The organism is Sphingopyxis witflariensis, assembly GCF_002205635.1.
Taxonomy (GTDB): Bacteria; Pseudomonadota; Alphaproteobacteria; order Sphingomonadales; family Sphingomonadaceae; genus Sphingopyxis; species Sphingopyxis witflariensis.
The window spans coordinates 53,521-76,670 of record NZ_NISJ01000014.1; the positions used below are offsets into that span (position 1 = coordinate 53,521).

At 63.0% G+C, this 23,150-nt stretch carries 28 protein-coding genes and 1 pseudogene; 13 read left to right on the forward strand and 16 right to left on the reverse strand.

The features are described 5' to 3' along the window. Positions 1-64: 64 nt before the first annotated feature. From leuA to CDQ91_RS18830, 9 genes are all read left to right on the forward strand, one after another. Positions 65-1,729 (forward strand): 2-isopropylmalate synthase, encoded by a 1,665-nt coding sequence (leuA, locus tag CDQ91_RS18790; RefSeq protein ID WP_088474239.1) that lies wholly within the window; start codon positions 65-67, stop codon positions 1,727-1,729. Between the two features lie 215 nt (positions 1,730-1,944). After that, positions 1,945-2,259, forward strand: a complete 315-nt coding sequence (locus tag CDQ91_RS18795) for a DUF2384 domain-containing protein (protein WP_088474240.1) — start codon at positions 1,945-1,947, stop codon at positions 2,257-2,259. After that, the gene (locus CDQ91_RS18800) at positions 2,256-2,489 is read left to right on the forward strand and encodes a hypothetical protein (RefSeq protein ID WP_088474241.1); all 234 of its coding nucleotides are present in this window, start codon (positions 2,256-2,258) and stop codon (positions 2,487-2,489) included. The genes CDQ91_RS18795 and CDQ91_RS18800 overlap by 4 nt, the downstream gene beginning before the upstream one ends. A 431-nt stretch (positions 2,490-2,920) precedes the next feature. Beyond that, entirely contained in the window at positions 2,921-3,538 is a 618-nt protein-coding gene (locus tag CDQ91_RS21095; RefSeq protein WP_144036823.1) for a dual OB domain-containing protein, read from the forward strand. 144 nt (positions 3,539-3,682) lie between these two features. After that, entirely contained in the window at positions 3,683-4,306 is a 624-nt protein-coding gene (locus CDQ91_RS18810; protein ID WP_158213723.1) for a DUF488 domain-containing protein, read from the forward strand. Further along, on the forward strand, positions 4,299-4,745 hold the full coding sequence (locus tag CDQ91_RS18815) for a DUF488 domain-containing protein (RefSeq protein ID WP_088474244.1): 447 nt from the start codon (positions 4,299-4,301) through the stop codon (positions 4,743-4,745). The genes CDQ91_RS18810 and CDQ91_RS18815 overlap by 8 nt, the downstream gene beginning before the upstream one ends. A gap of 87 nt (positions 4,746-4,832) precedes the next feature. Then, positions 4,833-5,774 carry a hypothetical protein gene (locus CDQ91_RS18820; protein WP_088474245.1) on the forward strand — a complete coding sequence of 314 codons (942 nt, stop codon included), beginning with the start codon at positions 4,833-4,835 and terminating at the stop codon, positions 5,772-5,774. 390 nt (positions 5,775-6,164) lie between these two features. Next, complete coding sequence (locus CDQ91_RS18825) at positions 6,165-7,127, forward strand: patatin-like phospholipase family protein (RefSeq protein WP_158213724.1); 963 nt, start codon at positions 6,165-6,167, stop codon at positions 7,125-7,127. Positions 7,128-7,248: 121 nt separating this feature from the next. Further along, the gene (locus CDQ91_RS18830; RefSeq protein WP_088474247.1) at positions 7,249-7,776 is read left to right on the forward strand and encodes a hypothetical protein; all 528 of its coding nucleotides are present in this window, start codon (positions 7,249-7,251) and stop codon (positions 7,774-7,776) included. A gap of 73 nt (positions 7,777-7,849) precedes the next feature. Here CDQ91_RS18830 and CDQ91_RS18835 read toward each other — a convergent pair whose 3' ends face one another. The 7 genes and pseudogenes from CDQ91_RS18835 to CDQ91_RS18865 form a co-directional block, all read right to left on the reverse strand. After that, positions 7,850-8,260 carry a DUF1801 domain-containing protein gene (locus tag CDQ91_RS18835; protein ID WP_237246056.1) on the reverse strand — a complete coding sequence of 137 codons (411 nt, stop codon included), beginning with the start codon at positions 8,258-8,260 and terminating at the stop codon, positions 7,850-7,852. Continuing rightward, positions 8,253-8,468 (reverse strand): hypothetical protein, encoded by a 216-nt coding sequence (locus CDQ91_RS18840; protein ID WP_088474249.1) that lies wholly within the window; start codon positions 8,466-8,468, stop codon positions 8,253-8,255. Before CDQ91_RS18840 ends, CDQ91_RS18835 begins: the two co-directional genes overlap by 8 nt. Before the next feature lie 24 nt (positions 8,469-8,492). Beyond that, positions 8,493-8,903: an SRPBCC family protein gene (locus CDQ91_RS18845; RefSeq protein ID WP_088474250.1), complete on the reverse strand. Its 411-nt coding sequence runs from the start codon at positions 8,901-8,903 to the stop codon at positions 8,493-8,495. After that, positions 8,900-9,214, reverse strand: a complete 315-nt coding sequence (locus CDQ91_RS18850; protein ID WP_237246057.1) for an ArsR/SmtB family transcription factor — start codon at positions 9,212-9,214, stop codon at positions 8,900-8,902. Before CDQ91_RS18850 ends, CDQ91_RS18845 begins: the two co-directional genes overlap by 4 nt. Positions 9,215-9,273: 59 nt before the next feature. Further along, complete coding sequence (locus CDQ91_RS18855; protein ID WP_237246058.1) at positions 9,274-10,593, reverse strand: RNA polymerase sigma factor; 1,320 nt, start codon at positions 10,591-10,593, stop codon at positions 9,274-9,276. Positions 10,594-10,680: 87 nt separating this feature from the next. Further along, positions 10,681-11,031, reverse strand: a pseudogene (locus CDQ91_RS18860) (YciI family protein); the annotation flags it as partial. A 110-nt stretch (positions 11,032-11,141) separates the two neighbouring features. Beyond that, positions 11,142-12,149, reverse strand: a complete 1,008-nt coding sequence (locus tag CDQ91_RS18865) for a GlxA family transcriptional regulator (protein WP_088474291.1) — start codon at positions 12,147-12,149, stop codon at positions 11,142-11,144. Positions 12,150-12,277: 128 nt separating this feature from the next. Here CDQ91_RS18865 and CDQ91_RS18870 point away from each other — a divergent pair, with 128 nt between their 5' ends. The 4 genes from CDQ91_RS18870 to CDQ91_RS18885 all read left to right on the forward strand — a co-directional run bounded on the left by CDQ91_RS18870 (position 12,278) and on the right by CDQ91_RS18885 (position 15,598). After that, positions 12,278-13,105 (forward strand): alpha/beta fold hydrolase, encoded by an 828-nt coding sequence (locus tag CDQ91_RS18870; RefSeq protein WP_088474253.1) that lies wholly within the window; start codon positions 12,278-12,280, stop codon positions 13,103-13,105. Between the two features lie 56 nt (positions 13,106-13,161). Beyond that, positions 13,162-13,938, forward strand: coding sequence for an SDR family NAD(P)-dependent oxidoreductase (locus CDQ91_RS18875; RefSeq protein WP_088474254.1), 777 nt, complete (start codon positions 13,162-13,164; stop codon positions 13,936-13,938). 11 nt (positions 13,939-13,949) lie between these two features. Continuing rightward, positions 13,950-14,447: a hypothetical protein gene (locus tag CDQ91_RS18880; protein ID WP_088474255.1), complete on the forward strand. Its 498-nt coding sequence runs from the start codon at positions 13,950-13,952 to the stop codon at positions 14,445-14,447. A gap of 179 nt (positions 14,448-14,626) precedes the next feature. Further along, positions 14,627-15,598, forward strand: a complete 972-nt coding sequence (locus tag CDQ91_RS18885; RefSeq protein WP_088474256.1) for an NAD(P)H-dependent flavin oxidoreductase — start codon at positions 14,627-14,629, stop codon at positions 15,596-15,598. Here CDQ91_RS18885 and CDQ91_RS18890 read toward each other — a convergent pair. The 9 genes from CDQ91_RS18890 to CDQ91_RS21485 all read right to left on the reverse strand — a co-directional run bounded on the left by CDQ91_RS18890 (position 15,588) and on the right by CDQ91_RS21485 (position 23,149). Next, entirely contained in the window at positions 15,588-16,073 is a 486-nt protein-coding gene (locus CDQ91_RS18890) for an AHH domain-containing protein (protein ID WP_088474257.1), read from the reverse strand. The two genes, CDQ91_RS18885 and CDQ91_RS18890, sit on opposite strands and share 11 nt — an antisense overlap. Further along, on the reverse strand, positions 16,073-16,885 hold the full coding sequence (locus CDQ91_RS18895; protein WP_088474258.1) for a hypothetical protein: 813 nt from the start codon (positions 16,883-16,885) through the stop codon (positions 16,073-16,075). The genes CDQ91_RS18890 and CDQ91_RS18895 overlap by 1 nt, the downstream gene beginning before the upstream one ends. A gap of 96 nt (positions 16,886-16,981) precedes the next feature. Next, positions 16,982-18,943 (reverse strand): potassium transporter Kup, encoded by a 1,962-nt coding sequence (locus CDQ91_RS18900; RefSeq protein ID WP_088474259.1) that lies wholly within the window; start codon positions 18,941-18,943, stop codon positions 16,982-16,984. Positions 18,944-18,987: 44 nt separating this feature from the next. Then, positions 18,988-19,638 carry a tetratricopeptide repeat protein gene (locus tag CDQ91_RS18905; protein WP_088474260.1) on the reverse strand — a complete coding sequence of 217 codons (651 nt, stop codon included), beginning with the start codon at positions 19,636-19,638 and terminating at the stop codon, positions 18,988-18,990. Continuing rightward, positions 19,635-20,060, reverse strand: coding sequence for a cytochrome c-type biogenesis protein (locus tag CDQ91_RS18910; RefSeq protein WP_088474261.1), 426 nt, complete (start codon positions 20,058-20,060; stop codon positions 19,635-19,637). Before CDQ91_RS18910 ends, CDQ91_RS18905 begins: the two co-directional genes overlap by 4 nt. 2 nt (positions 20,061-20,062) lie before the next feature. Then, positions 20,063-20,593: a DsbE family thiol:disulfide interchange protein gene (locus CDQ91_RS18915; protein WP_088474262.1), complete on the reverse strand. Its 531-nt coding sequence runs from the start codon at positions 20,591-20,593 to the stop codon at positions 20,063-20,065. Further along, a complete protein-coding gene (locus CDQ91_RS18920; RefSeq protein ID WP_088474263.1) occupies positions 20,590-22,560 on the reverse strand; it encodes a heme lyase CcmF/NrfE family subunit in 1,971 nt (656 codons plus the stop codon). Before CDQ91_RS18920 ends, CDQ91_RS18915 begins: the two co-directional genes overlap by 4 nt. Then, positions 22,557-22,997 (reverse strand): cytochrome c maturation protein CcmE, encoded by a 441-nt coding sequence (ccmE, locus tag CDQ91_RS18925; RefSeq protein WP_088474264.1) that lies wholly within the window; start codon positions 22,995-22,997, stop codon positions 22,557-22,559. The genes CDQ91_RS18920 and ccmE overlap by 4 nt, the downstream gene beginning before the upstream one ends. Beyond that, the gene (locus tag CDQ91_RS21485; protein ID WP_164499279.1) at positions 22,994-23,149 is read right to left on the reverse strand and encodes a hypothetical protein; all 156 of its coding nucleotides are present in this window, start codon (positions 23,147-23,149) and stop codon (positions 22,994-22,996) included. Before CDQ91_RS21485 ends, ccmE begins: the two co-directional genes overlap by 4 nt. Position 23,150 lies beyond the last annotated feature (1 nt).

Genomic DNA, 23,150 nt, shown 5'->3' on the forward strand with positions numbered 1-23,150 from the left:
TGGCGCGCGATCGCCCAAGGGTAAGCCGGCCAAAACCACCCTTTCGCAGAAGAACCAAAAGACCATGACCATGCTCCGCGACCCTTCGGTCAAATATCGCGCCTTCCCGCAGGTTCCCTTGACGAACCGCGAATGGCCCAGCCGCGTCACCACCAAGGCGCCGATCTGGCTTTCCACCGACATGCGCGACGGCAATCAGGCGCTGATCGACCCGATGGATGCCGAAAAGAAAGCGCGCTTCTTCGACCTGCTCTGCCGCGTCGGCCTGAAAGAGATCGAAGTCGGCTTCCCCAGCGCGGGCGCGACCGAGTTCGACTTCATCTCCGGCCTCGTCCAGAACGGCCGCATCCCCGACGATGTGACGGTACAGGTGCTGACCCAGGCGCGCGCCGACCTCATCCGCACCAGCTTCGACAGCCTCGCGGGCGCAAAGACGGCAATCGTCCACCTCTATAATGCGGTCAGCCCCGCGTGGCGCAAGATCGTCTTCGGCATGGAAATGCCCGAAATCAAGCAGATCGCGATCGACGGCGCCAAGCAGCTGCGCGACAATGCCGCGCGCCTGCCGCAAACCAACTGGCGTTTCGAATATAGCCCCGAAACCTTCTCGACCGCCGAAATCGATTTCTCGATCGAGGTGTGCGAAGCGGTGATGGAGATACTGCAACCGACCGCCGAAAATCCGATCATCCTCAACCTCCCCGCGACGGTCGAGGCCTCGACGGCGAATATCTATGCCGATCAGATCGAATATTTCGCCAAGAATTTGCCGAACCGCGACCGCGCATTGATCAGCCTGCACACCCACAATGACCGCGGCACCGGCGTCGCGGCGGCCGAACTCGGCCTGCTCGCGGGCGCCGATCGCGTCGAGGGCTGCCTGTTCGGCAATGGCGAGCGCACCGGCAACACCTGCCTCGTCACCATTGCGCTCAACATGTACACGCAGGGCGTCGACCCCGAACTGGACTTCTCGAACATCGACGAGGTCATCCAGACGGTCGAATATTGCAACCAGCTCCCCGTCCACCCGCGCCACCCCTATGGCGGCGAGCTGGTCTACACGGCCTTTTCGGGCAGCCATCAGGACGCGATCAAGAAAGGCTTCGCCGCGCGCGAACGCCAGAATGACGAGACGTGGGAAGTCCCCTATCTCCCCATCGATCCCGCCGACCTCGGCCGCAGCTATGAAGCGGTGATCCGCGTCAACAGCCAGTCGGGCAAAGGCGGCGTCGCCTGGGTAATCGAACAGGACAAGGGGCTGAAACTGCCCAAGAAAATGCAGGCAAGCTTCAGCCATGTCGTGCAGGCACTGGCGGATGAGACCAGCCGCGAGCTGGGCGCCGAAGACATCTGGCAGGCGTTCGAGGGCAAATATCTCGCCACCGAGAACAAGCGCTTCCAGCTCGTCGACTGGTCCGAAACCCATTCGGGCGCCGACCGCATTTTCGCGGGCAAGCTCATGATCGACGGCACCCCGCGCAGCGTCAGCGGCCGCGGCAACGGCCTGATGTCCAGCGTGATCGCCGCGCTCAGCGAGAGCGGCGGCCCGGTGATGGACATCATCGACTATAGCGAGCACGCAATCGGCCAGGGCAGCACGGTGCAAGCCGCCGCCTATGTCGAATGTCGCACCGCCGACGGCAAAAGCCTGTTCGGCTGCGGCCTCGACACCGACGTCGCCACCGCCAGCGTCCGCGCCATCCTCAGCGCGGCGAACGGCGCGTAAGCCCAAGCGCAATCCTCCCTGTCGCGAAGCGATGGGGAGGGGGACCGCCGCGTAGCGGTGGTGGAGGGGCCGCGACCTATCGGAAACACGCAACGGGTGCTTACAATCCGCCCCCGCGCCCCCATATAGACATAATCGCGGTACGCATTCTCGTAAGCCACCGCGACCGAGAGACAGGCCGTGCTCCCGCTTACGCAAGAGGAGCCGCGCTGCCCATGAATCCGAAGCCCCAATCCGATACAAAAGCCGCCGCTCCCGCAAAGACGCGCTCGAACAATTTCTTCCGCAAGCGCGCCGCCCCGCTCGCGCGCGAAGATGCGCGGCGCCAGGGCAATATCAGCCAGCTCGCCTGGCTGACCCTCGGCGGCACCGGAACCGAAAGCGCCCGCGACACCGCGATCGCCTTCCTCAACACCGAACACCCCGAACTCGGCGGCCGCCCGCTCGCCATCGCGACCGCGAGCGACGAGGGCTATGCCCGCGTCGCCACCGCCATCCGCGCCCACGCCGCCGCGCCGGTGACGCCATGACCCGCGCGATGAACGTCACGCTGCCCGAAAGCGACGTCGCCCAATCGTGCAAGACGGCAAAGGTCGCGATCAGCGCGATCGAAGCCCTCCCCTCAGGCGGCACCCGCCTCGTCTGCGTCACGATCGAAGACGCCGACAAGATGCGCAAGCGCCTGAAAAAGCATCTGATCGACGGCGCCGTCACCCGCTACCGCTTCTACCGCCCGCCGGGCGCGGAGGGTGGGTATTAGCATTTAAAGGGTAACAAAGACGGTCCCACGTTGGCGGGCATCGTCAATTAATCAACTACGGCAGGGACGCCCAGCTGGCCTACGTCGAATACCGCATTGCCGACGATCATTACCTGCCTTGGTACGAACCGGACGCACCCGTTGCGACGGCCAGCGGGCGCGCCCGGCAATGGGGCGAAACAAGGCTTCCCAATCCAACCCTCAGGCATCGGGGTAGAAGTGAAAAGGGATATCCAAACACACCTCCGGGACGGAGTAAAATCCAAATCCGTCAAATATTATCGCTTTCCCGGAGTTGAACTCCCAAATACGTCTTCCTATTTCGTCAATATGGGAGATAAAAAATGCCAACTTATGAAATTATTGTTACAGATGTAACTAGATATGGTGATCTTTACTGCGTAGCCTGATGGGATGTACAAAACGGCAGCATGATCCGCCCTGAACCGCATTCGGCAAATGCAGCCGTCGAGGCATCCAGATTCTGGAAAGCCAAAGATGCGGGACCCGGCAAGTTCTTCTCTGTCGGAAATAGATTGCAGTTCGACGCAGAACTTCCACCGGCAGCTTTCCCATTTCCGCATGCGACCGAAGACAGGCTAGTATTACAACAGCCAAACGCAAAAATTTTGGACCAACATACTGTTGCAGAGATCGCACAGATCGTGCAACCAAGCGTGTCACCCACACTACTTCATGCATTCGGCGGCCAACTGGTCCGAGCAAATTCCGGCAAAGCCTATGTGCCTGCCGACACTGCCACCTCTTCGCTCGGGGCAATCGAAGTCCTGCCCGGAGCTATCCACCTTTACGAAGACAACCTGCCAGGGAACAAGCGTCGCCTCCGAGCGGTTCTCCAGCACGCCGGGCTGGGATACGATCTATCGGTCACTGCGGACGCCGCGAAAGAACGCTTTTTGGCAAATGGCTTGCCGGCCCTTGTCGCCGAGATTCAGCAGGCAGCACGCCTTCACGTGCGCGTCGGACTTGCCAGAGCATTCAACGATGCACCTTGCTATGCACAAGTGAATGGCCTCTATTTTTTGTAGCGGATTGCATCCAGCCATGCCCACGATAGACTGCTTCGCAAAACTTGTCATATGCGTGGGCATATTTGCAACTTGGGACTTCGCCAACCGCTGGACCTGACATTTCACCACTACGTATCACGCAAACGAGAATCGGCTCGCAACATGTCTGAAATTTTGAGCGTCGGCCACTCTTCCCAATCATATTCGGCCTTCGCTATGCTATTGAAAAACGAGGGCGTAACCGCCATCGCTGATGTACGCAGCTCGCCCTTTTCCAAGCATTACCCACAGTATAATCGAACACAATTAAAAGCGGCTCTCGCCGAAGATAAGATATCATATGTCTTCTTGGGGCGGGAGCTTGGAGGAAGACCCAATCACCCGCATCTTTATACGCATGGCATTGCTGATTACGAAAAAATGGCCCGCACTTCTTCCTTTGAGACCGGCCTACAACGACTCGAAAGAGGCGCCGAGAGATTCAGAATTGCAATGATGTGCTCAGAACACGATCCTCTCGATTGCCACCGATGCCTGTTGGTCGGGCGCGCGCTTACAGAAAGAGGCCATGTCGTTCGCCACATCGTTCAAGCAAGCACTCCGATCGTTCAGGACCAGATCGAGCAATGGCTCCTCGAACAGGCTGGAAAAATCCATGATGACATGTTCGCTCCCTATCAGGTAAGATTGGAAGAAGCGTATCGCGAACGGGCAAATAAGGTTGCATTCATAGAGCGCGCACCGAACTCGCATGAAGATCTAAATGATTGGACATATCATGAATGAAACGCGCGTAACGACGATTGGATTTACAAAAAGCACTGCCGAGCGTTTTTTTGAACGCATTCTCAGCGCGGGAGTAAAGACTGTTGTCGATGTACGCCTTCATAACACATCGCAGCTCGCTGGATTTGCCAAAGCTGAAGATCTTTCTTTCTTTCTGAGAAAAATTGGAAATATCAACTACATTCACAAACCAATTCTTGCTCCAACTGACGATATACTTAAGTCTTTCAAGAAAGAGAAAGGTGATTGGAAAATATACGAAGAGAGTTTCATGAATCTTATGAACGATCGAAAGATAGAAAATCGATTCGACCCAGATTTTTTTAACGAATCTTGTCTTCTGTGCTCGGAAGATACGGCACATTATTGCCATCGCCGCTTGGTAGTCGAGTACCTCAACGACAAATGGGGGCATAATCTGCAAGTCCGACACCTATAACAGCTCCGTTGAGTAGAAAATTCCCTTTCCTACAAAACACCCATATGGTTCATTCTATCGGTTTTAACTAACCGAAAGGACGAATCGATGGACGCATCCGCCCCCAACCCCACCGGCATCCCCGCCCCCGGCACCTATCGCTGGACGCCGAAACTCCAGCGCGAATTTCTCGAACAGCTCGCCATCAACGGATCGGTGAAGATCGCCGCCGCGATGGTGTGCATGTCGCCCTCCGCCGCCTATCAGCTCAAACAGCGGCCGCAGGGCAAGGCATTCGCGCTCGGTTGGGCGGCGGCGATCCTGATCGCGCGCGGGCGGCTCGCCGATGAATTGCTCGACCGCGCGATCTGGGGCGTCGAGGAGAGCGTCGAGCGCGACAGCCGCGACGCGCATTTTACCCACAGCAAGCGCAAGCGCCATATCCCCAGCCTTGGCCTCGCGATGCTCGCCCGGCTCGACAAGATGGTCAACGTCCGCGCCCGCGCGGGCGAGGCAATGTTCGCACAGATTATCGCGGGCGACTGGGCGGGCTATCTGTCGCTGTTCGACGTCGATGCCGACAACCCCGATGCCGAGGGCCATAGCGCCGCGCTCGCCTGCTGGCTCGCCGCCCGCGACAATCGCGCCAACCCGCTCGCCAGCCTGTGGAAAGACAGTGCGATCGCGAATGAAGTTGCGCAGTTTTCCGCCGATTCCGAAGAAGAGGATGAAGCCGATCCGTCCCCGGAGGAAGAGGCGGCGGCGATGACCATCTGGCGCGACGAGGAAAGCGGCGAATGGCGCACCAACTTCCCGCCGCCCGAGGATTTTATTGGCATCGAGGAGGGCGAATTCGGCGACCCCGACTATGAACGCACCCTCGATCTGGACGAAGAAGCCGCCTTCGCAGCCACGCGCATCGCCGCCGTCGCGCCGCTGCGCCAGGCGGGCGAAGCCGCGCGGCGCGCCTTCTTCGGCCTGCCCGCGCCCGCCAATGACCCCGAACCGGCGGCGAAGCAAGGCGGGACAATGCGGAAATCGGCAGGATAGCCCCTTGTTTTCTGGCCAAAGCCGGGAAACAGGTGGGGACGACGTGCCATGCACAATCCTCCCTGTCGCGCAGCGATGGGGAGGTGGCAGCGCGAAGCGCCGACGGAGGGGCTTGGCGCTACCGTCGCCGCCCCTCCACCACGCCCTTCGGGCGCGGTCCCCCTCCCCATGGCTTCGCCGCAGGGAGGATCAGGCCCCGCATCGCCCACCCTCTCTTTCGTCATCCCCGCGAAAGCGGGGACCCAGCGCAAACAATATTCAGCGCGGCAGCGCTGCACTGCACCGTTGCAACTTGTTTCCCGCATGCGCCGGAATGGCGAAACAGGAGGGCGCACTACCAAAACCCACCCCATCCATGCTATATTCGTCCCCAATCGAAGGAGGATAGCCATGCCCGGTGACCTTGCGATCGTACTGAGCGGCGGCGGTGCCAAGGGCGCCTTTCAGGTCGGCGTGGTCCATGAACTTGTCGTCAATCGCGGCGTCCGGCTCGATATTGTCGCCGGGGTGTCGACCGGCGCGATCCAGGCGCTGGGGGTGGCGCAGGACGACGTGCCGGGGCTGCTTGACCGCTGGCTCGCCCTTCGCGGCAATGGCGATATCTACAAGGAACGCCCGCTGGGGATCGCGGGCGGCATATTGGGCGAGGATGCGATTTACGACACCGCGCCGCTGCGCCGGATGCTCAAGGGCTTTGCCGACGACCGGAAATTGCGGGCCAGCGGGCGCAAGTTGCGGCTCGGCGTCGTCAACCTTGGCACCGGCGATTATCGCAGCATCGACGAAAGCGTCCCCGGCATCCACAATTGGGTCTATGCCAGCTCGGCGATGCCGGTCTTTTTCGACCCGCTCAAAACCACCGCCGCCGACGGGAGCGAGGAACAATGGGTCGATGGCGGGGTGCGCAATGTGACCCCGCTCGACGACGCGCTCGAGCTTAATCCGCGTGGGGTCATCGTCGTCCGCGCCTCGCCGCCGCCGCGCCCGGGCAAGGTTCGCCTCTTCCCCAATCTGATCAAGATCGGGCTGCGCGCGGTCGATATATTGCAATCCGAAGTGTCGGCGAACGACACCAAAAACGCCGCACTGATCAATGACATCATCGCCGCGCGCGAGGCACAGGCGCGCGCCTTGCAGTCCGCGGGGATTGGCGGCGGCGCCGCGGCGCGCATCCTCCGCCCGCTCGACCTGCAAATCTCGCGCTACCGCTTTGCGCCGATCCGCATCATCGAGCCCGATCAGGAGGTGTCCGAAACGCTGGAGTTCAATCCCGCGAAAATCCGCAAGGCGATCGACGCCGGACGCGCCGCGGTCGAGCGCGAATGGAAGGCGCTCGAACCGCTGCTGAGCTAGCCGCCGGCGCACCTTGGCCCGCCCCGCCGCAAGCCCGTCACGGCTGGCCGGATCGCCATTTCTTCCGCCGCGCCTTTGCCCCTAAGCCGATGGTCAGGGGGCGTGCAGAGGAGTAGCTATCGTGAACGCTTGCCCGACGACCGTCGGTGATACCGGCCAGCCGCATCCGGCGAATATCGCGGACAGGGAAGCGACCACGCTCTTCTGGGGCCTGCAATATTGCCGCGCCAGCACATTGTCGCTGACCCGGCTCGAACTCGCGCTCGAAAGCGGCGATCGGCAACGGATTATCGAGGCGATGGACCGCCTCCACGCCCTCGATGGCGAAATCGAGCGCAAGGTCGCGAGCCTGCCCGCGCCGGTCGGGGCGGAGGCGCTCAATGAGCATTTGGGCCGTGAGAAAATGGCGGTGGCCTTCGAAAAGCTCGTCCTCGCCAGCGGGATCAGCGGCCCCGGCCTCGCCTCGCCGCCGACGTCGCTGCCCCAGCCGAGCCGGATCGGCGTCCCGGCGCCCGACATCGACTGGCCCCCGGCCGACGAGATGCACACGCCGCGCCTGATGCGCGCCATCCGCGACTATGGCCCAAAAGCTGCGCTGCTGGTCACCCTCGCCGCCGCGACCGGCGCGGTCATTTTCGTGGCGCTGTAACCGCCGCTGCCGCGAGCAGCAGCGGCGCGTCTTTTTCCGATGCATTTCGGGCCATATTTGCTCTCGCTTTCGTTCAGGGAATCCAGCCGGGCAGCGCCGCCGCCTGCCCGATCCAGCGCGCCATCAACGCCTCATCGGGCGCCTCATCCTCATAGATATGGAAGTATCGCGCCTCGGGGTCCTTCGACCCGACCGGCGGCTCCGGATCGAGCGAGGTGCCGCGAAACAGCGTCACTTTGATATATTTGGTGAAGCAATGAAAGGAGATGAACCAGCCCTGCCCCTCGACCCCGTAAAAGGGCGAGTTCCACCGCACCGCCTTCTGCGCCGCCGGGACGGTCCGCATGATCAGCGCATCGAGCCGCTTTCCCGCGTCGCTTTTCCAGCCCGGCATCGCGGCGATATAGGCCTGCACCGGCGCGTCGCCATCGCCCTTGGAGATCTGGGGATTGCCGCCCGACAGCAGCACGGGTTCCTTAGCCACGCCCCGCTCTCCGCCGGGCGACATAGGGGAGCGCGAACATGTACAGGCCGGTGAACGTCAGCAGGAACAGCGGCGCAAGCGGCAACAGGTACACCCATTCGGCGGGCTTCTTGCCCAGTCCCAGCATGATGAAGATGCTCATCACGACCAGCGTGAACAGTATCGACACCCAGCGGTGGAACTGCCGTATCCAGATATTCCAGTTCATCCGTCTCTCCCTTGTCGGCCAGGATCAGTCCATTCGTGCCAAAGCTTCCTCCAGCCGCCCCAGGAAGCGCGGCCAGCCGGCCTTGGCACCATGATAGGCGAGCTGCTGATCGGGCTGGAAACCGGTCTGCTCCATGCGCAGCAGTGTACCCGTCGGGGTCGGCGTGAGCGTCCAGGTAACGACGCTCTCCAGCCCCTTGCCCGCCCAGCTATAGGATAGCACCCGCTGCGGCTCGACCTCGATCACTTCGCAGTCGACATCGCCCCACTCGGCGCCAAAACGGAATTTATGCCCCGCAACCGCCGCGACATCGCCCTTCATCAGCCATTCCTCGACCAGATGCGGCATCGTCAGCGCGCGCCAGATCTTCTCCGCCGGCTGCGCGATTTCGCGTTCGACAATCACCGATCGGGTTGCGGCAGTTGCTTCGGTCATTGATCCATCCTTTTGAGCAAATCCTCGAGCCCGTCGAAACGGCTCTCCCAAAACCCCGTCATTTCCTGCGTCCAATCCGCAAGCGGCACCAGCGCACCGCGCGGGACACTATAATGCGTCTGCCGCCCCGCCTGCCGGTCCAGCACAAGGCCCGCCTGTTTGAGAACGCCCAAATGCTTCGACACCGCAGGCTGCGACACCCCGGCGCGCGCGGTCAGCGCCCCGACCGTCTGCTCGCCATCGCGGCACAATCGCTCGAAAATTGCCCGCCGCGTCGGGTCGGCGAGCGTCTTGAACAGCATGTCGGGCATCGAACACATAACTCTCTGACTATGAATAACTCATAACCACCGAGTTATAGGTAAGTCAATCACGAGCCGTCCGCGCATAGCGTGGCGCGAGTGAGCAGATAGTCGCGCTCACGGTCGTTCCCCGCCAGCACCGCTGCCGCAGCGAATGCCTCTCCTGCTTCGGCCAGGCGCCCGGCGCGAAACAGAAAGTCGCCCCGCGCGGCGGGCAACGGCGCATAGTTTCGCAGCGCGGCCGCGTCGGCAATCCCATCGACGAGCCGCAGTCCGGCCTCGGGGCCGAACGCCATGCTGTGCGCGACCGCGCGGTTGAGCTCCACCACAGGAGACGGCATCACCTGCTCCAACCGGTCATAGAGCGCCGCAATCCGCACCCAGTCGGTGTCCCTGGATCGCCGGGCCCTTGCGTGGCACGCGCCCAGCGCCGCCTGCAAAACATAGGGGCCATCGGCACCGCCCAATGCCTCGGCACGGTCCAGCGCGTTCAGCCCACGGCGGATCAGCAGCTGGTCCCAGCGCGCGCGGTTCTGCTCGGTCAGCGGAACGAACCCACCGTCAGGGCCAGTGCGCGCCGCCAACCGCGAGGCCTGAATCTCCATCAATGCAAGCAACCCCAACACCTCGGGCTCCTCCGGCATCAAAGCGGCAAGGATACGCCCCAGCCGCTGCGCCTCGGCGCACAGCGGTGGCCGGACCAGCGATGGCCCCGCGGTCGCGGAATAACCCTCGTTGAAGATCAGATAGACGACCTCGAGCACAGAACCCAGCCGCGCCGCCAGTTCGCCCCCGCGCGGCACCGCAAATGCAACCCCGGCCTTGGCGATCGCCCTCTTCGCCCGCACGATCCGCTGCGCAATCGTCGCCTCGTTCGACAGAAAAGCACGCGCGATCTCCTCGGTCGTCAGTCCGCCAACCAACCGCAGCGTCAGCGCGGCGCGCGCTTCGGGCGAAATCACGGGATGACATGCGGCAAAGATCAGCCCAAGCAGTTCGTCACCCAGTTCATTGTCCAGCGCCGCTTCGATCGTCTCTGCGCTCATGTCGTGCGCCCCATCGAGGTCGCGGACGATTTCGGCATGTTTTCGCGTTCGCATCATATCGCGGCGAAAACCATCGATGGCGCGCCGCTTTGCCGTCGCCAGCAACCAGGCACCCGGTTTGTCGGGGACACCACTTTCTGGCCATTCAGTAAGCGCCGTGAGCAGTGCGTCCTGCGCCAGTTCTTCGGCACGATCGACGTCGCGCGTCGAGCGCGCCAGCGCCGCAATCAACCGCGCCCGCTCGATCCGGAAAACCGCCTCTATCGCCCGGTGGGCTTCGTCCGCCGCCATGCCCGCATTGTCGGCCAACATGGTCGGCAAGGCAAGCGTGGCGGCGGGCATCGGCGATCAATCGCCTGCGAGTTGATCGCGTAGCCGCTGTTCGCGTTCGGCAATTTCGGGCGTTACCGCCTCGCCGAAATCCTCCATTTCATAGAAAGGGCGAATTTCGAGTTCGCTCGGCCCGGGCATCGGGTTTGGGCAGCGCTTTGCCCAGGCGACCGCTTCGTCCATGTCCTTGACCTCCCAGACCCAGTAACCCGCGACCAGCTCGCGCGCTTCGGCGAAGGGACCGTCGATCACCGTCCGGCTCGCGCCGTCAAAAGCGATCCGTTTGCCCGCCGAAGACGGCTTCAGCCCATCCCCGTCGATCATCACTCCGGCATGGACCAGTTCCTCGTTGAACTTGCCCATCGCCTCGAACATCCCGGTCATCTCTTCCGTAGGCGGAAGGCCCCGTTCGCTGTCATCGGTCGCTTTCACGAAAACCATCACACGCATCGTCCGTCTCCTTGTTTCCACCGGGCCAACATCGGCCTCGCATCTTCACGACGAACGAGGGTCGTCGAAATCGACACATACTCGGAATATTTTTCGCCGGCTGGCCACGCTCACGCCACGCGCTGGATCGACTCGGTCGAAAAACGCTGACGATATTCGTTGGGCGACAGGCCGGTGATCCGGTGAAAAAGCTTTCGAAAGGCCGCCGCATCCTCGTAACCGACGCTCCAGGCGATCTGGTCGACCGTCCGCTTGGTGAACTCCAGCAGCTCGCGCGATTTTCCCACGCGCAAATGCTGCGAATATTCGACCGGGGTCATTCCCGTGGCGGCTTTAAAACGGCGCTGGAAAGTGCGCTCCTCCAGCCCGGCCTCGGCCGCCAGCTCACTGACACCGCCAACGCGGCCTTCCTTCGCCTGTAAAAAATGCTGCGCCTTCAACACCGCCTCGTCACCATGCGTCAGGCGCGGGGCAAAGCTCGCATAATTGCGCTGCTCGCGCCCGCCGGGGTCGATCAGCAGGAAGCGCGCAGTCTCCATCATGATCGTGGGGCCCAAAAGACGCTCGACGATCCGCAGTCCCAGATCGGTCCATGCCATCAACCCACCCGCGGTCACAATATCACCGTCATCGATCACCATCCGGTCGGACTCCAGCCGCACGTCGGGAAAGCGTGTCCGGAACTCTTCCGCAAAAAACCAGTGCGTCGTCGCCGGGCGTCCGGCGAGCAGCCCCGTCGCCGCGAGCGCAAAGGCGCCGCCGCAGTTGGACGCCAGCGTCGCGCCATGCGCATGACGATCAAGCAGCCAGCGCGCATAGGGTGCGACCTCATCCGCCTCGAGCAGCTTGTGTAAACTCCCCGGCGCGATCAGCACCGTCGGCGAATTGCCCTCCGGCTCATCGGGATGGCTGTCATAACAGCGCGCAAAGCCCCCGCCCTCCTGCAACGGCCAATGGCTGATACGGATGGGAGCGCGGCCATGATCGACCGCAAAGCGCCCGGCGATGTGGAACAGGTCGGTGATCCCTAGGACCATCCCCATCTGGCAATCGGGATAGAGCATCATTCCGACCTCCACGAGTGCGACCTTCGCGTCAGACACCTCAACCTTGGGCATATCGCCTCCTTTGTCGGAATCGACCCGTATAATGTCGCTTCCGCCAATCCCGATCAAGTCCGCGTCGACGTATCTCTTGTCTCACCGGCGGGCAAAGCCGCCTCGCACACCACGGAAGGACTGATATCATGACCATGATCACCACCAGGGACGGCACGAACATCTTCTTCAAGGACTGGGGTCCGAAGGATGGACAGCCGATCATCTTCTCGCACGGCTGGCCGCTCTCGGCCGACGCCTGGGACGCCCAGATGGTTTTCTTCGCCAATCAGGGTTTCCGTACCATCGCCCATGACCGCCGCAGCCACGGCCGTTCGGATCAGGTATGGGAAAATAACAATATGGACCAATATGCCGACGACCTCGGCGAACTGATCGAACAGCTGGACCTGAGCGACGTGATCCTCGTCGGCCACTCGACCGGCGGCGGCGAAGTCACCCGCTATATCGGCCGCCATGGTACCAGCCGCGTAGCCAAAGTCGCTTTGATCGGCGCAGTACCGCCGCTGATGCTCAAGACCGAAGCCAATCCGGGCGGCCTGCCGATCGATGTCTTCGACGGCATCCGCAAGGGCACCTTCGACAATCGCCCGCAATTCTTCAAGGATCTGACGCTCCCCTTCTACGGCTACAACCGTCCCGGTGCGGTGGTTTCGGAAGCGGTTCGCGACGATTTCGTCCGTCAGGGCATGAACGGCGGCCTCAAGGGCCTGCTCGACAGCATCCGTGCCTTTTCGGAAAGCGACTTCAACGAAGATTTGAAGAAGTTCGATGTCCCGACCCTCGTCCTCCACGGCGACGACGACCAGATCGTGCCGATCGGCGCCGCGGCGCTGTCGACCGTGAAGATCGTCAAACAGGCGGTACTCAAAATCTATGAAGGCGCCGATCACGGCCTGACCGTCACCCATCAGGACCGGTTCAACACCGACCTTCTGGATTTCATCAACAGCTGATAGCCTGCGAGGCGCGGTCCGGGGGGACTGCGCCTCCTCATCTAGGGAGACGTAAGATGACCAAGGAAACCATTCTCATCACCGGCGCATCGGATGGCATTGGCGCCGTCTATGCCGACCGCTTCGCCAGGCGCGGCGCCAACCTGATCCTCGTCGCACGCCGCGCCGACAAGCTCGCAGACCTCGCCGACCGCCTTCGTGCCGACACCGGCGTTGCAGTCGAAGTGATCGCCGCCGACCTCGCCAACGCCGACGACCTCGCCCGCATCGAAACGCGGCTGCGCGAAGACCCCGCAATCACCGGCCTGATCAACAATGCCGGTGTTGCCGGCGAGACCAGCATCGTTGAAGCCGATCCCGCTCATCTCACGGCGATGATCGATCTCAACATCCTTGCTGTGACGCGCCTTGCCGCCGCCATCGCCCCCCGGCTTGCCGGACAGGGCAGCGGCACCATCGTCAACATCACCTCGATCACCGCGCTGATGCCCGACGGCTTCACTGCCGTTTATCCCGCCAGCAAGGCCTATGTCCTCGCCTTTACCGAGGCGCTGCAGGTCGAACTCGGCGCCAAGGGTGTCCGTATCCAGGCGGTGCTTCCTGGCATCACTCGCACACCGATCTGGGACGAGGCACAGCTTGCCAATATCCCAGCCGAAATGGTGATGGACGTGAATGATATGGTCGATGCCGCCCTGAGGGGGCTCGATCTGGGGGAGGTCGTCACCATTCCCGCGCTTCCCGATCAGGCTGACTACGACGCTTATCTCTCCGCGCGAAACGCGCTTCGTCCCAACCTGTCGCGGTCGCAGCCCGCGGCCCGCTACCTCTAAGGAGACGTATCATGATCCTCGGCTTGACCATCCCGCAGTTCACCACGCTCCATGTAGCGATCAGCCTGATCGGCATCGGAACGGGTCTTGTCGCCCTCCCCGCCTTCGTGCGCGGGCGCCTGCTCCCCCGCACTACCGGCATTTTCCTGTGGACGACCTTGCTCACCAGCCTGACCGGTTTCCTGTTCCCGATCGTCGCCTTCACTCCGGCGCTCGGGGTCGGGATCCTCTCGACGCTGATCCTGGTCATCGCCTTCGCTGCCTATTATGGCCGCAAGCTCGCCGGCCGCGCCACGACCGCCTATGCGGTCACCGCCACCCTCGCACTCTACCTCAACCTGTTCGTGCTGGTGGTGCAATCCTTCCTGAAAGTGCCCGCGCTCAATGCGCTCGCACCAACCGGGACCGAAGGGCCGTTCGTCGCGGCACAAGGCGCGCTCCTGATCGCCGCCGCCCTGTTCGGCTATGCCGCCTTCAAAGCCGCCCGCCGCCGGACCGCAACAGCCTGACAAGATGCAAGAGACCCGAACAAGGGCGGCTCCGGCCGCCTTTGTCATTTGTTGGCGCCTGAACCAAAAGCCTATACCGCCTCCCACCCCCGGCCGCATTCGGCGCCCCATTCAACCCCTCTTGCGCGACCTTCCGTTTACGTTAAGGTCAGTTTCAAACCGCAACCGGAGATTGATTCATGGCTCTTCCCCCGATTTTCGACCGCCTGCGCCTGCCCGTCATTGGCTCGCCCTTGTTCATCGTTTCGGGGCCCGAACTGGTCATCGCCCAGTGCAAGGCGGGCATCGTCGGCAGCTTCCCCGCGCTCAATGCCCGGCCGCAAACCCTGCTCGACGAATGGCTGCACCAGATCACCGAAGAGCTTGCAGCGTGGGACCGCGCCAATCCCGACCGGCTTTCGGCGCCCTACGCAGTTAACCAGATCGTCCATAAATCCAACGACCGGCTCGAACAGGACATCGCCACCTGCGCGAAATGGAAAGTGCCGATCACCATCACCTCGCTCGGAGCGCGCGAAGAATTGAACCAGGCGGTGCACGGCTGGGGCGGCATCACGCTCCACGACGTCATCGACGACCGTTTCGCGCGCAAGGCGGTTGAAAAGGGTGCCGACGGGCTGATACCCGTTGCCGCCGGTGCCGGCGGCCACGCCGGCGTCCTGTCGCCCTTCGCGCTGGTGCAGGAAATCCGCACCTGGTTCGACGGCCCCGTCGCGCTGTCAGGCGCCATCGGCCATGGCCGCTCGATCCTCGCAGCGCAGGCGTGCGGCGCCGACCTTGCCTATATGGGCAGCGCCTTCATCGCCACCACCGAAGCCAATGCCGACGAGGGATATAAAAATGGCATCGTTGCGGGCCGCGCCGGGGACATCGTCTATTCGAACCTCTTCACTGGCGTTCACGGCAATTATCTGCGCCAGTCGATCATCGACGCGGGCATGGATCCTGACAATCTGCCCGAAGGTGACCTCAAGACAATGAACTTCGGCTCGGGCGGCAACACCAAGGTCAAGGCCTGGAAGGATATCTGGGGATCGGGTCAGGGCATCGGCCCCCTCACCGCCGTTCGCCCGGTCGCCGAATTCGTCACCGAACTGGAGGCGCAATATCTCGCCGCTCGCGGCGAGTTGGAGGCCAAGGTCAGACTTTGACCGTTCCGAACAGGCGATCGATTGCCTCGTCCAGATAGGGACGATCGGCGAACAACCGCATCGGGTCGCGCCGGTTGAGCCAAAATCCCATGCCGTGCCGATCGGTCAGTGCCCGCCGCGTGGTGTCCTGCAACAACCGCAGACGCATCACCGCGGTGCGTCGCGCGGTGCGCAGGTCGTGCGGCGCATGCAGGGCAAAATGCACCCGCACGCGCTCGACCCGTGCCGTCACGACATCGCTATAGCCATGGTGTGGCCCGCGATGCAGCGCGTAGCCCGACGATAACGCTGCGACCTCGGACGCCGGCAGCATCAAGCCGTTGCCGCCGAAATGCCGCAGCGCAAATCCCTCTTCTTCCAGAGAGGTGAGCATTGCCGCCATCTGGGGCCGTGCCAGCAAAGAAATCGGGACCAGATGATGACGCTGGTACCCGCTGCGCGGTGGCGGTGCCCCTTGCCAGCGCCGCTTCGGCATCAGCGTTGGCGGCCGAACTCGACGCGTACAGTCCGTCGATCGCCGCCGACCGCCGTCAGCCGGATCGTCTCGCCGGGCGCGAGCCCTTGCAGGGCGCGATTATCGCTGAACCGGCCGTGGAGCATCATGTCGAGCGCCAGCCGCGCCAGTCGCTTGATCATTTCCGCCACCGTCCAGCCGGGGGGCATTCCTGCCTCCAGCTCCTGCCCCGCGAACCACATCAGTCCCCGCGTTCCGACGGCCTCGCCTTCGTCGCTATCGTGGCGCCGAAAGGCCACCAGATGCAGCACCGGCGGCATGCCGCTCGTCAACATCTCCGCGACCGACGCGCGAAATTGCGGTGCATCGGACCATAGCCGCGCGGGCATCCAGAAAAAATGGCTCGCGTTGAACAGGTCGATCAGCAACAGCATGGCCTTAAGATAATCGCGCCCTTCCGCAGACGGCCCAGTCGCTGCGCCTCGTGCGTCGGCATCCTCGGGAACGAACATCCAGCAATGCCTGCCGTCGCGCCAGTCGCGCGGCAGACTGGCGGCGAGCAGACTGGTGGAAGGCCGCGTCGGGTCAATCTGATCGAGTGCGGATTCGTCGGCCGGTCCCGCGATCCACGACAATGTCCCGAAACGCAGCCGGAACGTCGGGAGCGCCTGTGCGCGACCATCGCGGTCGATCCGCTCGGGCTGCAGACCCATATGCCGGATTGCCTGCTCCAGCTCGTCGGCCGATGCCCGGCGCACCACAGACCCCACGATCAGGGCAAAGGGTGCCGGTGGAACCGGCAGTATCCGCGCATCGCTGTTGCCGACTGTCATGCTGGTCGTCGACCCCCGTCCGTTCGCGCTTGCATCGCAAGACTGCCGGCAATGTTCAAACGCATATTGCGGCGATCGGTCCGAAACGGTCGAGCTTCAGATCGCGACCTGACTGCCCAATTCGACCACACGATTGGTCGGCAGGCGGAAATACTCCATCGCGCTTTCCGAATTGCGCAGCATCCAGGCGAACAGCTTTTCACGCCAGATCGGCATGCCCGGCGTGGCCGCCGCGATCAGCGTCTGCCGCGACAGAAAGAAGCTGGTCTCGATCATCTTGAATTCGGCGCCGCATCCGGTGACGCGCTTCAGCGCCTCGGGGACATGAACAGGCTGCATGAAGCCGTAATTCAGCACCAGCCGGTGGAATCCCTGCCCCAGATCCTCGAGCGCACAGTGATTTTCTTCGCGCACAAAGGGAACGTCGGCGATCTTGATCGTCAACAGGATGATGCGTTCGTGCAGCACCTTGTTGTGCTTCAGATTGTGGAGCAGCGCGTGCGGCACGCCATCGGAACTCGATGTCATGAACACCGCAGTTCCCGGCACACGCGTTGCGCTGTTCGCCGCCGATTTCACGAACACCGGGATCGGCATCGCACCTTCGGCCATCTGCTGCTGCATCAGCTTACGCCCGCGCGACCAGGTAGTGAGCAGGGTGAAGATCGTCAGGCCGATCGCCAGCGGCACCCAGCCTCCGTCGGGTACCTTGATCAGGTTCGCGCCGAAATAAGCGATATCGACGATGAAGAAGACCGCGAGGACCGGTAAAGCTTTCCACGCCGGCCAGCGCCACAGGCTGAACAGCACGACGCTCATCAGACAGGTGTCGATGAACATCGCCCCCGTCACCGCAATCCCGTAGGCGGCGGCAAGGTTGCTCGACGATCCGAAGAAGAGGACGAGGATGATCACCATCACCATCAGCGCCCAATTGACCATCGGGATATAAATCTGCCCGGCTGCCGATGCGCTGGTGTGTTCGACCCGCAGGCGCGGAATGAAGCCCAGCTGGATCGCCTGCTGGGTCAGCGAGAAGGCCCCGGAGATCACCGCCTGGCTCGCAATGATCGTCGCCAGTATCGCGAGGATGACGACTGGGATCCGCCAGGCGTCGGGCATCATCTGAAAGAAGGGATCCTGGATCAGTTCGGCGCGCGGCCCTGCTTCGGCGGCAAGCACCATCGCGCCCTGCCCCATGTAGTTGAGCATCAGCGCGGGCAGCACGAAGCACAGCCATGAAAGGCCGATCGGCTTGCGGCCGAAATGCCCCATATCGGCATAAAGGGCCTCGGCCCCCGTCACCGCCAGCACGACCGCGCCCAGCGCGATAAAGGCCGTGAACCCGTCGACATAGAAGAAACGCAGCGCATTCACCGGATTCAAGGTTTCGATGATGATCCCGGGCTGATCGACAATATGCATCACGCCCAGTGTCGCGAGCATCAGGAAATAGAGCAGCATGATCGGGCCGAACAACGCCCCGACTTTGGCCGTCCCATGCGCCTGGATCGCAAACAGCCCGATCAGGATCGCGAGCGCGATCGGCACGATATAGGGTTCGAATCCCTTGTTCACATAGCTGAGCCCCTCGGTCGCCGAGAGCACCGACATCGCCGGGGTGATCATGCTGTCGCCATAGAAAAGCGCGGTCGCGAACACGCCGAGCAGGATGATCGGCCAGGTCCAGCGCTTGCCTGACGACTGACGACTGATCAGCGCGAGCAGAGCCAGACTGCCGCCCTCGCCCTTATTGTCGGCCTTCATGATCGTCAGCACATATTTGAACGTGACGACCAGCATCATCGACCAGAACACCAGGCTCAGCACGCCATAAATGTGCAGCGGGTCAGGCTCGATCGGGTGATGCCCCGAAAACGTCTCGCGAAATGCGTAAAGCGGGCTGGTGCCGATATCGCCAAAGACAACGCCCACCGCGCCGACGGCCAGCTTCAGCTTGCCATCGCCCTGATGGCCATGGCCGTAATGGCCGGTATCGGCGGCAGTCAGGCCGGGGCTCGGGGCCCCGCCAGCCACCTGTTGCGACTCAGCAGTCATCGCGCGCCTTTAGACCAGTCCGCGGTGATGGAATAGCACTCAAATCAAGGCTCTGTCGGTGCTGCGGGCGGCAATTGCGGCCCGAGCGCCTGACGCAGCTGCGAAAGCCGCATTTCGAGGTCGCGCCGCCATGGCGCGTCGGCGGGGCTGCGCGCGAGCAATTGGCTCCACACCGCCTCCGCGCCCTTGAGGTCGCCGCCCTGCGCCAGCGCCAGCCCGGCAAAGAAGGGCGGCGCAGGATGGGTCGGGTCACGGCGGGCCGCCTCATCGAATGCCAGTGCCGCCGCGGGCGACATCACGCCGCCGCCATGCGCGACGAGCGCATTGCCCAGCCCCACCCACAGGTCGACATTATCGGGATATTTCTCAAGCCCCTTTTGCAAGGTCTGGGCGGCAAGCCCGGTCTTGCCGGTGCGCGCGAAACCGTCGGACATGCCCAGCCACTGCGCCGCCGGACCGAAACGATCGGCCATGCCCTGTCGCTGATCGGTAATCGCTTCACCAAAACCTTCGGGTTCAGCTGCCGTAGCAACCGGCTTGCCGGGCAGCGAGGGGCTACCCTCCAGCGCATAACCCGCAAGGCCCAGCATCACCGCTGCTGCCGCCAGCGGGCGCGCCGCGGCGGGTAACTTGCCCAGCCAGAAAATCCCCGCAATCGTCAGCAGCGCGGCCAATATCACCCACAGCCAGATCATACCTCGCCCTCGCCTTCGCTGTCGCCGCGCCGGAAGCGGCCAAAGGCCAACCAGCCGCCCAGCACGAGGAAGATCAATGGCCCAAGCCACAGCAGCGCCGTCGCCATGTCGAACGGCGGGTCATAAGTGACCCAATTGCCATAGCGCGCGACCAGCCATTTGCGGATTTCGCCGGGGCTTTCGCCCGCCGCAATCTTGCTGCGTACCTCATGCCGCATGTCGCCGGCCAGCGGCGCATCGCTGTCGGCGATCGACTGCCCCTGACAGACGAGACAGCGCAGCTCTTCCATCAACGTCTTCGCCTTCGCCTCCTTGGCGGGGTCGGCGAGTTGCTGATAGGCATAGGGCGCTGGCGGCAAGCGGTCCTGTGCCGCCAGCGGCGCCACGATCACGCCGAACAGCGCCAAAGCAGCAAAGCGCATGCTCACTTCATCGCTTCCAGCTTGGCGACGATTTCGGGCACCTGCTCAGCCAGGATCACGCCCTGAATCTGTTCGCGGATGATACCCTTGCCATCGATCAGGAAAGTTTCGGGTACGCCCGACGATCCGAGTGCGATCTGGACGCTGCTTTGCATGTCCGACCCGATGCGGTCGAAGGGATTGCCATATTCGCGCAGGAACATCGCGACATCCTCCGGACGGTCGCGGATCGCGATGCCGTCGATCGGAACGCCTGCGGCCTTCAACGCCTCGAGCTGCGGCGCTTCGGCGCGGCACGGGATGCACCAGCTCGCAAAGACGTTGACCAGGCGCGGGCGACCGTCGGCAAGCTGGCCGCTCTTCAGCCCTTCGACTCCGGCGGTCGCAGGAGGCAGGTCGAACAATGGCATCGGCTTGTTGATCCACTGCGACTGGATCAGCGTCTCCGCCGGCGTCACCAGCCGATAGATGAAGGCGCCGAACAACAGTCCCATGATCGCCAGCGGGACGAAAAGAACCCAACGATTCTTCATGGTGCGAAACGCTCCTGTGATTTGCGCGACCGGCGCGCGCGCCATAGCGTCAGTAACTGGGCGCGCCCGAGCATCGACAGCACCGCGCCGAGCGCAATCAATCCACCGCCGAGCCAGATCCACCACACCAGCGGCTTCCACCACAGGCGCAGTTGATAGCGGTCGGCGCTGCCATCCTCGCTTGCCACCGGCTGGCCTAGCACCGCATAAAGCTGCCCGCCCGGCCGCGTCAGCAGCGCGGCTTCATTGGTCTCGGTCGGGGCGGTGCCCATTAGCCCGGGGAACATCCGCGATTCGGGCTTCAGCGTGAAAGACGCGCCGCCCGATGTCGTCGCGACCAGAGTTCCCTCGATCGCGGTAAAATTGGGTCCGGCAACGGGCTTCACCCCGACGAACTTCACCGCAAAATCGCCAACCTTGACGACATCGCCCGGCGCCGCCGCGACCAGCCGTTCCTTGATGAAAGCACTTTCGGCGCCCATTCCGGCCAGCGTCACCGCGACACCGAAATGGGCGATCACCATGCCCCAGGTCGGCAGCGGGGTGCGCCGCAAATTGCGGCCCCACAAGGGTGCGAGGCTCGCGACGGCCACGACGCCCGCGACGGTCATCCCGAGCAGTGGCAATATGCCGACCTTGCCACCGAAGATGACGAGCAGCACCAGCACGAGCGCCCCGGCGAACACCGCGAGCGGCAGCCGCGACCAGAGCTTTTTGCCATCATCCTTGCGCCAGCTGAGCAGTGGCCCCGCGACCATGACGAGGCAAAGAATCAGTGCGAGCGGTCCGGCAACCTTGTTATAATAGGGTGGACCAACGGAAATCTTTTCCCCCATCGCCTCGGCGACGATCGGATAGAGGGTGCCGAGCAGCACCAGCGCAAGGATCGTCGTGAGCAGAAGATTGTTGATCACCAGCGAGCCTTCGCGGCTCAGCAGCGCGAATTTCTTCCCCTCGGCGACCGTATTGGCGCGCAGCGCGAACAGGGTCAGCGCGCCACCGATATAGACCGCCATCAGCACGAGCAGGAAGGTCCCGCGCTCGGGGTCGACGGCAAAGCTGTGGACGCTGGTGAGCAACCCCGAGCGAACGATGAAAGTCCCGACCATCGACATCGAAAAGCCGATCACCGCGAGCATCACCGTCCATGCGCGGAGCGCGTTGCGCGTTGCGGTCACTGCGACCGAATGAAGCAAAGCCGCGCCCGCCAACCAGGGGATCAGCGAGACATTCTCGACCGGATCCCAGAACCACCAGCCGCCCCAGCCAAGCTCATAATAGGCCCAGTAACTACCGGCGGTGATGCCGATCGTCAGGAAAATCCAGCTTCCCAGCACCCAAGGCCGCATCGCACGGGCGAAAGCCGGGCCGATCTCACGCGTAATCAGCGCGCCGACGGCAAAGCTGAAGGCGACCGACAGCCCGACATAGCCGATGTAAAGCGTCGGCGGATGGAAGGCGAGCCCGGGGTCTTGAAGCAGCGGGTTCAGCCCCTGCCCATCGGGCGGCGCCACCGGCAAACGCTTGAACGGGTTCGACGAAAAGATCAGGAATGCAAAGAAACCGATGCTCAATGCTGCCTGCGCCGCAAGCGTCGCGATCAGCGTATCCTCGCGCAGGCGCTTCTCGAAAATCGCGACCAGCGCGCCCGACAGGCCGAGGATCGTCAGCCACAGCAGCATCGATCCTTCATGATTGCCCCACGTCCCCGCGACCTTGAACATCATCGGCTTCAAACTGTTGCTGTTGCGCGCCACCAGCTCGACCGACATGTCAGAGCGCACGAACAGCGCGATCAGCAACGCAAAGGCGACCGCCGTCAACACGCCTTGCGCGACGCTCGCCGGGCGCACCAGCGCGCCCAGATCCTTCGGCCCGCCGCGCAGGTACAGCGTGCCCGCAACCAGCGACAAACAGGCGAGCGCCGCCGCGATCCAGAGCAGGGCTAGTCCAAGTTCGGCGATCATGTTTTTTGCTGCGCTTTCGCTACGCCCTTGGGCATCTCGCCCATCTGCGGCGGCATATAACGTTCGTCATGCTTGGCGAGGATGCGGTCGGCGACGAATGTGCCGTCGGCGCGCATGCGGCCGTCGGCGACCATACCCGATTCTTCGCCGAACAGGTCGGGGACGATGCCCATATATTCGACCGGCACCGACGCCTTGCCGTCGGTCGCGACGAAGCGGATGGTCAGGCCGTCGCTCTGGCGCTTGATGCTGCCCGCGGCGACCATGCCGCCCAGCCGCATCGCCTCGCCGACCGTTGCCTTGCCGTCCTGAATTTCGACGGGGGTGCGGAAATAAGCGGCCTCATCGCGCAGCGCGCTCGCGGCGAGGACGCCCGCGCCCGCGACGCCAACAAGCGCGACCAGCGCCAGGATCAGCCGTTGATGCTTCGCCTTCACTTGCGGTCCTTTCGCAGCGCGTCGCTGCGCCGTTCGGCCTTCGCCATCGCGCGCCAGCTGTGCAGCAGCACCGCGCCGGTCAACACGGCCGTCAGAACATAGGCTGCGGCCACAAAGCCCCATTGCCCGCCACCGCTAATGACCCCCGTCACG

Excerpts from the sequence above, each read along its gene's own strand:
- leuA (WP_088474239.1), top strand. The coding sequence starts at position 65 with ATGACCATGCTCCGCGACCCTTCGGTCAAATATCGCGCCTTCCCGCAG.
- CDQ91_RS18795 (WP_088474240.1), top strand. The coding sequence starts at position 1,945 with ATGAATCCGAAGCCCCAATCCGATACAAAAGCCGCCGCTCCCGCAAAG.
- CDQ91_RS18800 (WP_088474241.1), top strand. The coding sequence starts at position 2,256 with ATGACCCGCGCGATGAACGTCACGCTGCCCGAAAGCGACGTCGCCCAA.
- CDQ91_RS21095 (WP_144036823.1), top strand. The coding sequence starts at position 2,921 with ATGATCCGCCCTGAACCGCATTCGGCAAATGCAGCCGTCGAGGCATCC.
- CDQ91_RS18810 (WP_158213723.1), top strand. The coding sequence starts at position 3,683 with ATGTCTGAAATTTTGAGCGTCGGCCACTCTTCCCAATCATATTCGGCC.
- CDQ91_RS18815 (WP_088474244.1), top strand. The coding sequence starts at position 4,299 with ATGAATGAAACGCGCGTAACGACGATTGGATTTACAAAAAGCACTGCC.
- CDQ91_RS18820 (WP_088474245.1), top strand. The coding sequence starts at position 4,833 with ATGGACGCATCCGCCCCCAACCCCACCGGCATCCCCGCCCCCGGCACC.
- CDQ91_RS18825 (WP_158213724.1), top strand. The coding sequence starts at position 6,165 with ATGCCCGGTGACCTTGCGATCGTACTGAGCGGCGGCGGTGCCAAGGGC.
- CDQ91_RS18840 (WP_088474249.1), bottom strand. The coding sequence starts at position 8,468 with ATGAACTGGAATATCTGGATACGGCAGTTCCACCGCTGGGTGTCGATA.
- CDQ91_RS18845 (WP_088474250.1), bottom strand. The coding sequence starts at position 8,903 with ATGACCGAAGCAACTGCCGCAACCCGATCGGTGATTGTCGAACGCGAA.
- CDQ91_RS18850 (WP_237246057.1), bottom strand. The coding sequence starts at position 9,214 with ATGCCCGACATGCTGTTCAAGACGCTCGCCGACCCGACGCGGCGGGCA.
- CDQ91_RS18855 (WP_237246058.1), bottom strand. The coding sequence starts at position 10,593 with ATGCCCGCCGCCACGCTTGCCTTGCCGACCATGTTGGCCGACAATGCG.
- CDQ91_RS18865 (WP_088474291.1), bottom strand. The coding sequence starts at position 12,149 with ATGCCCAAGGTTGAGGTGTCTGACGCGAAGGTCGCACTCGTGGAGGTC.
- CDQ91_RS18870 (WP_088474253.1), top strand. The coding sequence starts at position 12,278 with ATGACCATGATCACCACCAGGGACGGCACGAACATCTTCTTCAAGGAC.
- CDQ91_RS18875 (WP_088474254.1), top strand. The coding sequence starts at position 13,162 with ATGACCAAGGAAACCATTCTCATCACCGGCGCATCGGATGGCATTGGC.
- CDQ91_RS18880 (WP_088474255.1), top strand. The coding sequence starts at position 13,950 with ATGATCCTCGGCTTGACCATCCCGCAGTTCACCACGCTCCATGTAGCG.
- CDQ91_RS18885 (WP_088474256.1), top strand. The coding sequence starts at position 14,627 with ATGGCTCTTCCCCCGATTTTCGACCGCCTGCGCCTGCCCGTCATTGGC.
- CDQ91_RS18890 (WP_088474257.1), bottom strand. The coding sequence starts at position 16,073 with ATGCCGAAGCGGCGCTGGCAAGGGGCACCGCCACCGCGCAGCGGGTAC.
- CDQ91_RS18895 (WP_088474258.1), bottom strand. The coding sequence starts at position 16,885 with ATGACAGTCGGCAACAGCGATGCGCGGATACTGCCGGTTCCACCGGCA.
- CDQ91_RS18900 (WP_088474259.1), bottom strand. The coding sequence starts at position 18,943 with ATGACTGCTGAGTCGCAACAGGTGGCTGGCGGGGCCCCGAGCCCCGGC.
- CDQ91_RS18905 (WP_088474260.1), bottom strand. The coding sequence starts at position 19,638 with ATGATCTGGCTGTGGGTGATATTGGCCGCGCTGCTGACGATTGCGGGG.
- CDQ91_RS18910 (WP_088474261.1), bottom strand. The coding sequence starts at position 20,060 with ATGCGCTTTGCTGCTTTGGCGCTGTTCGGCGTGATCGTGGCGCCGCTG.
- CDQ91_RS18915 (WP_088474262.1), bottom strand. The coding sequence starts at position 20,593 with ATGAAGAATCGTTGGGTTCTTTTCGTCCCGCTGGCGATCATGGGACTG.
- CDQ91_RS18920 (WP_088474263.1), bottom strand. The coding sequence starts at position 22,560 with ATGATCGCCGAACTTGGACTAGCCCTGCTCTGGATCGCGGCGGCGCTC.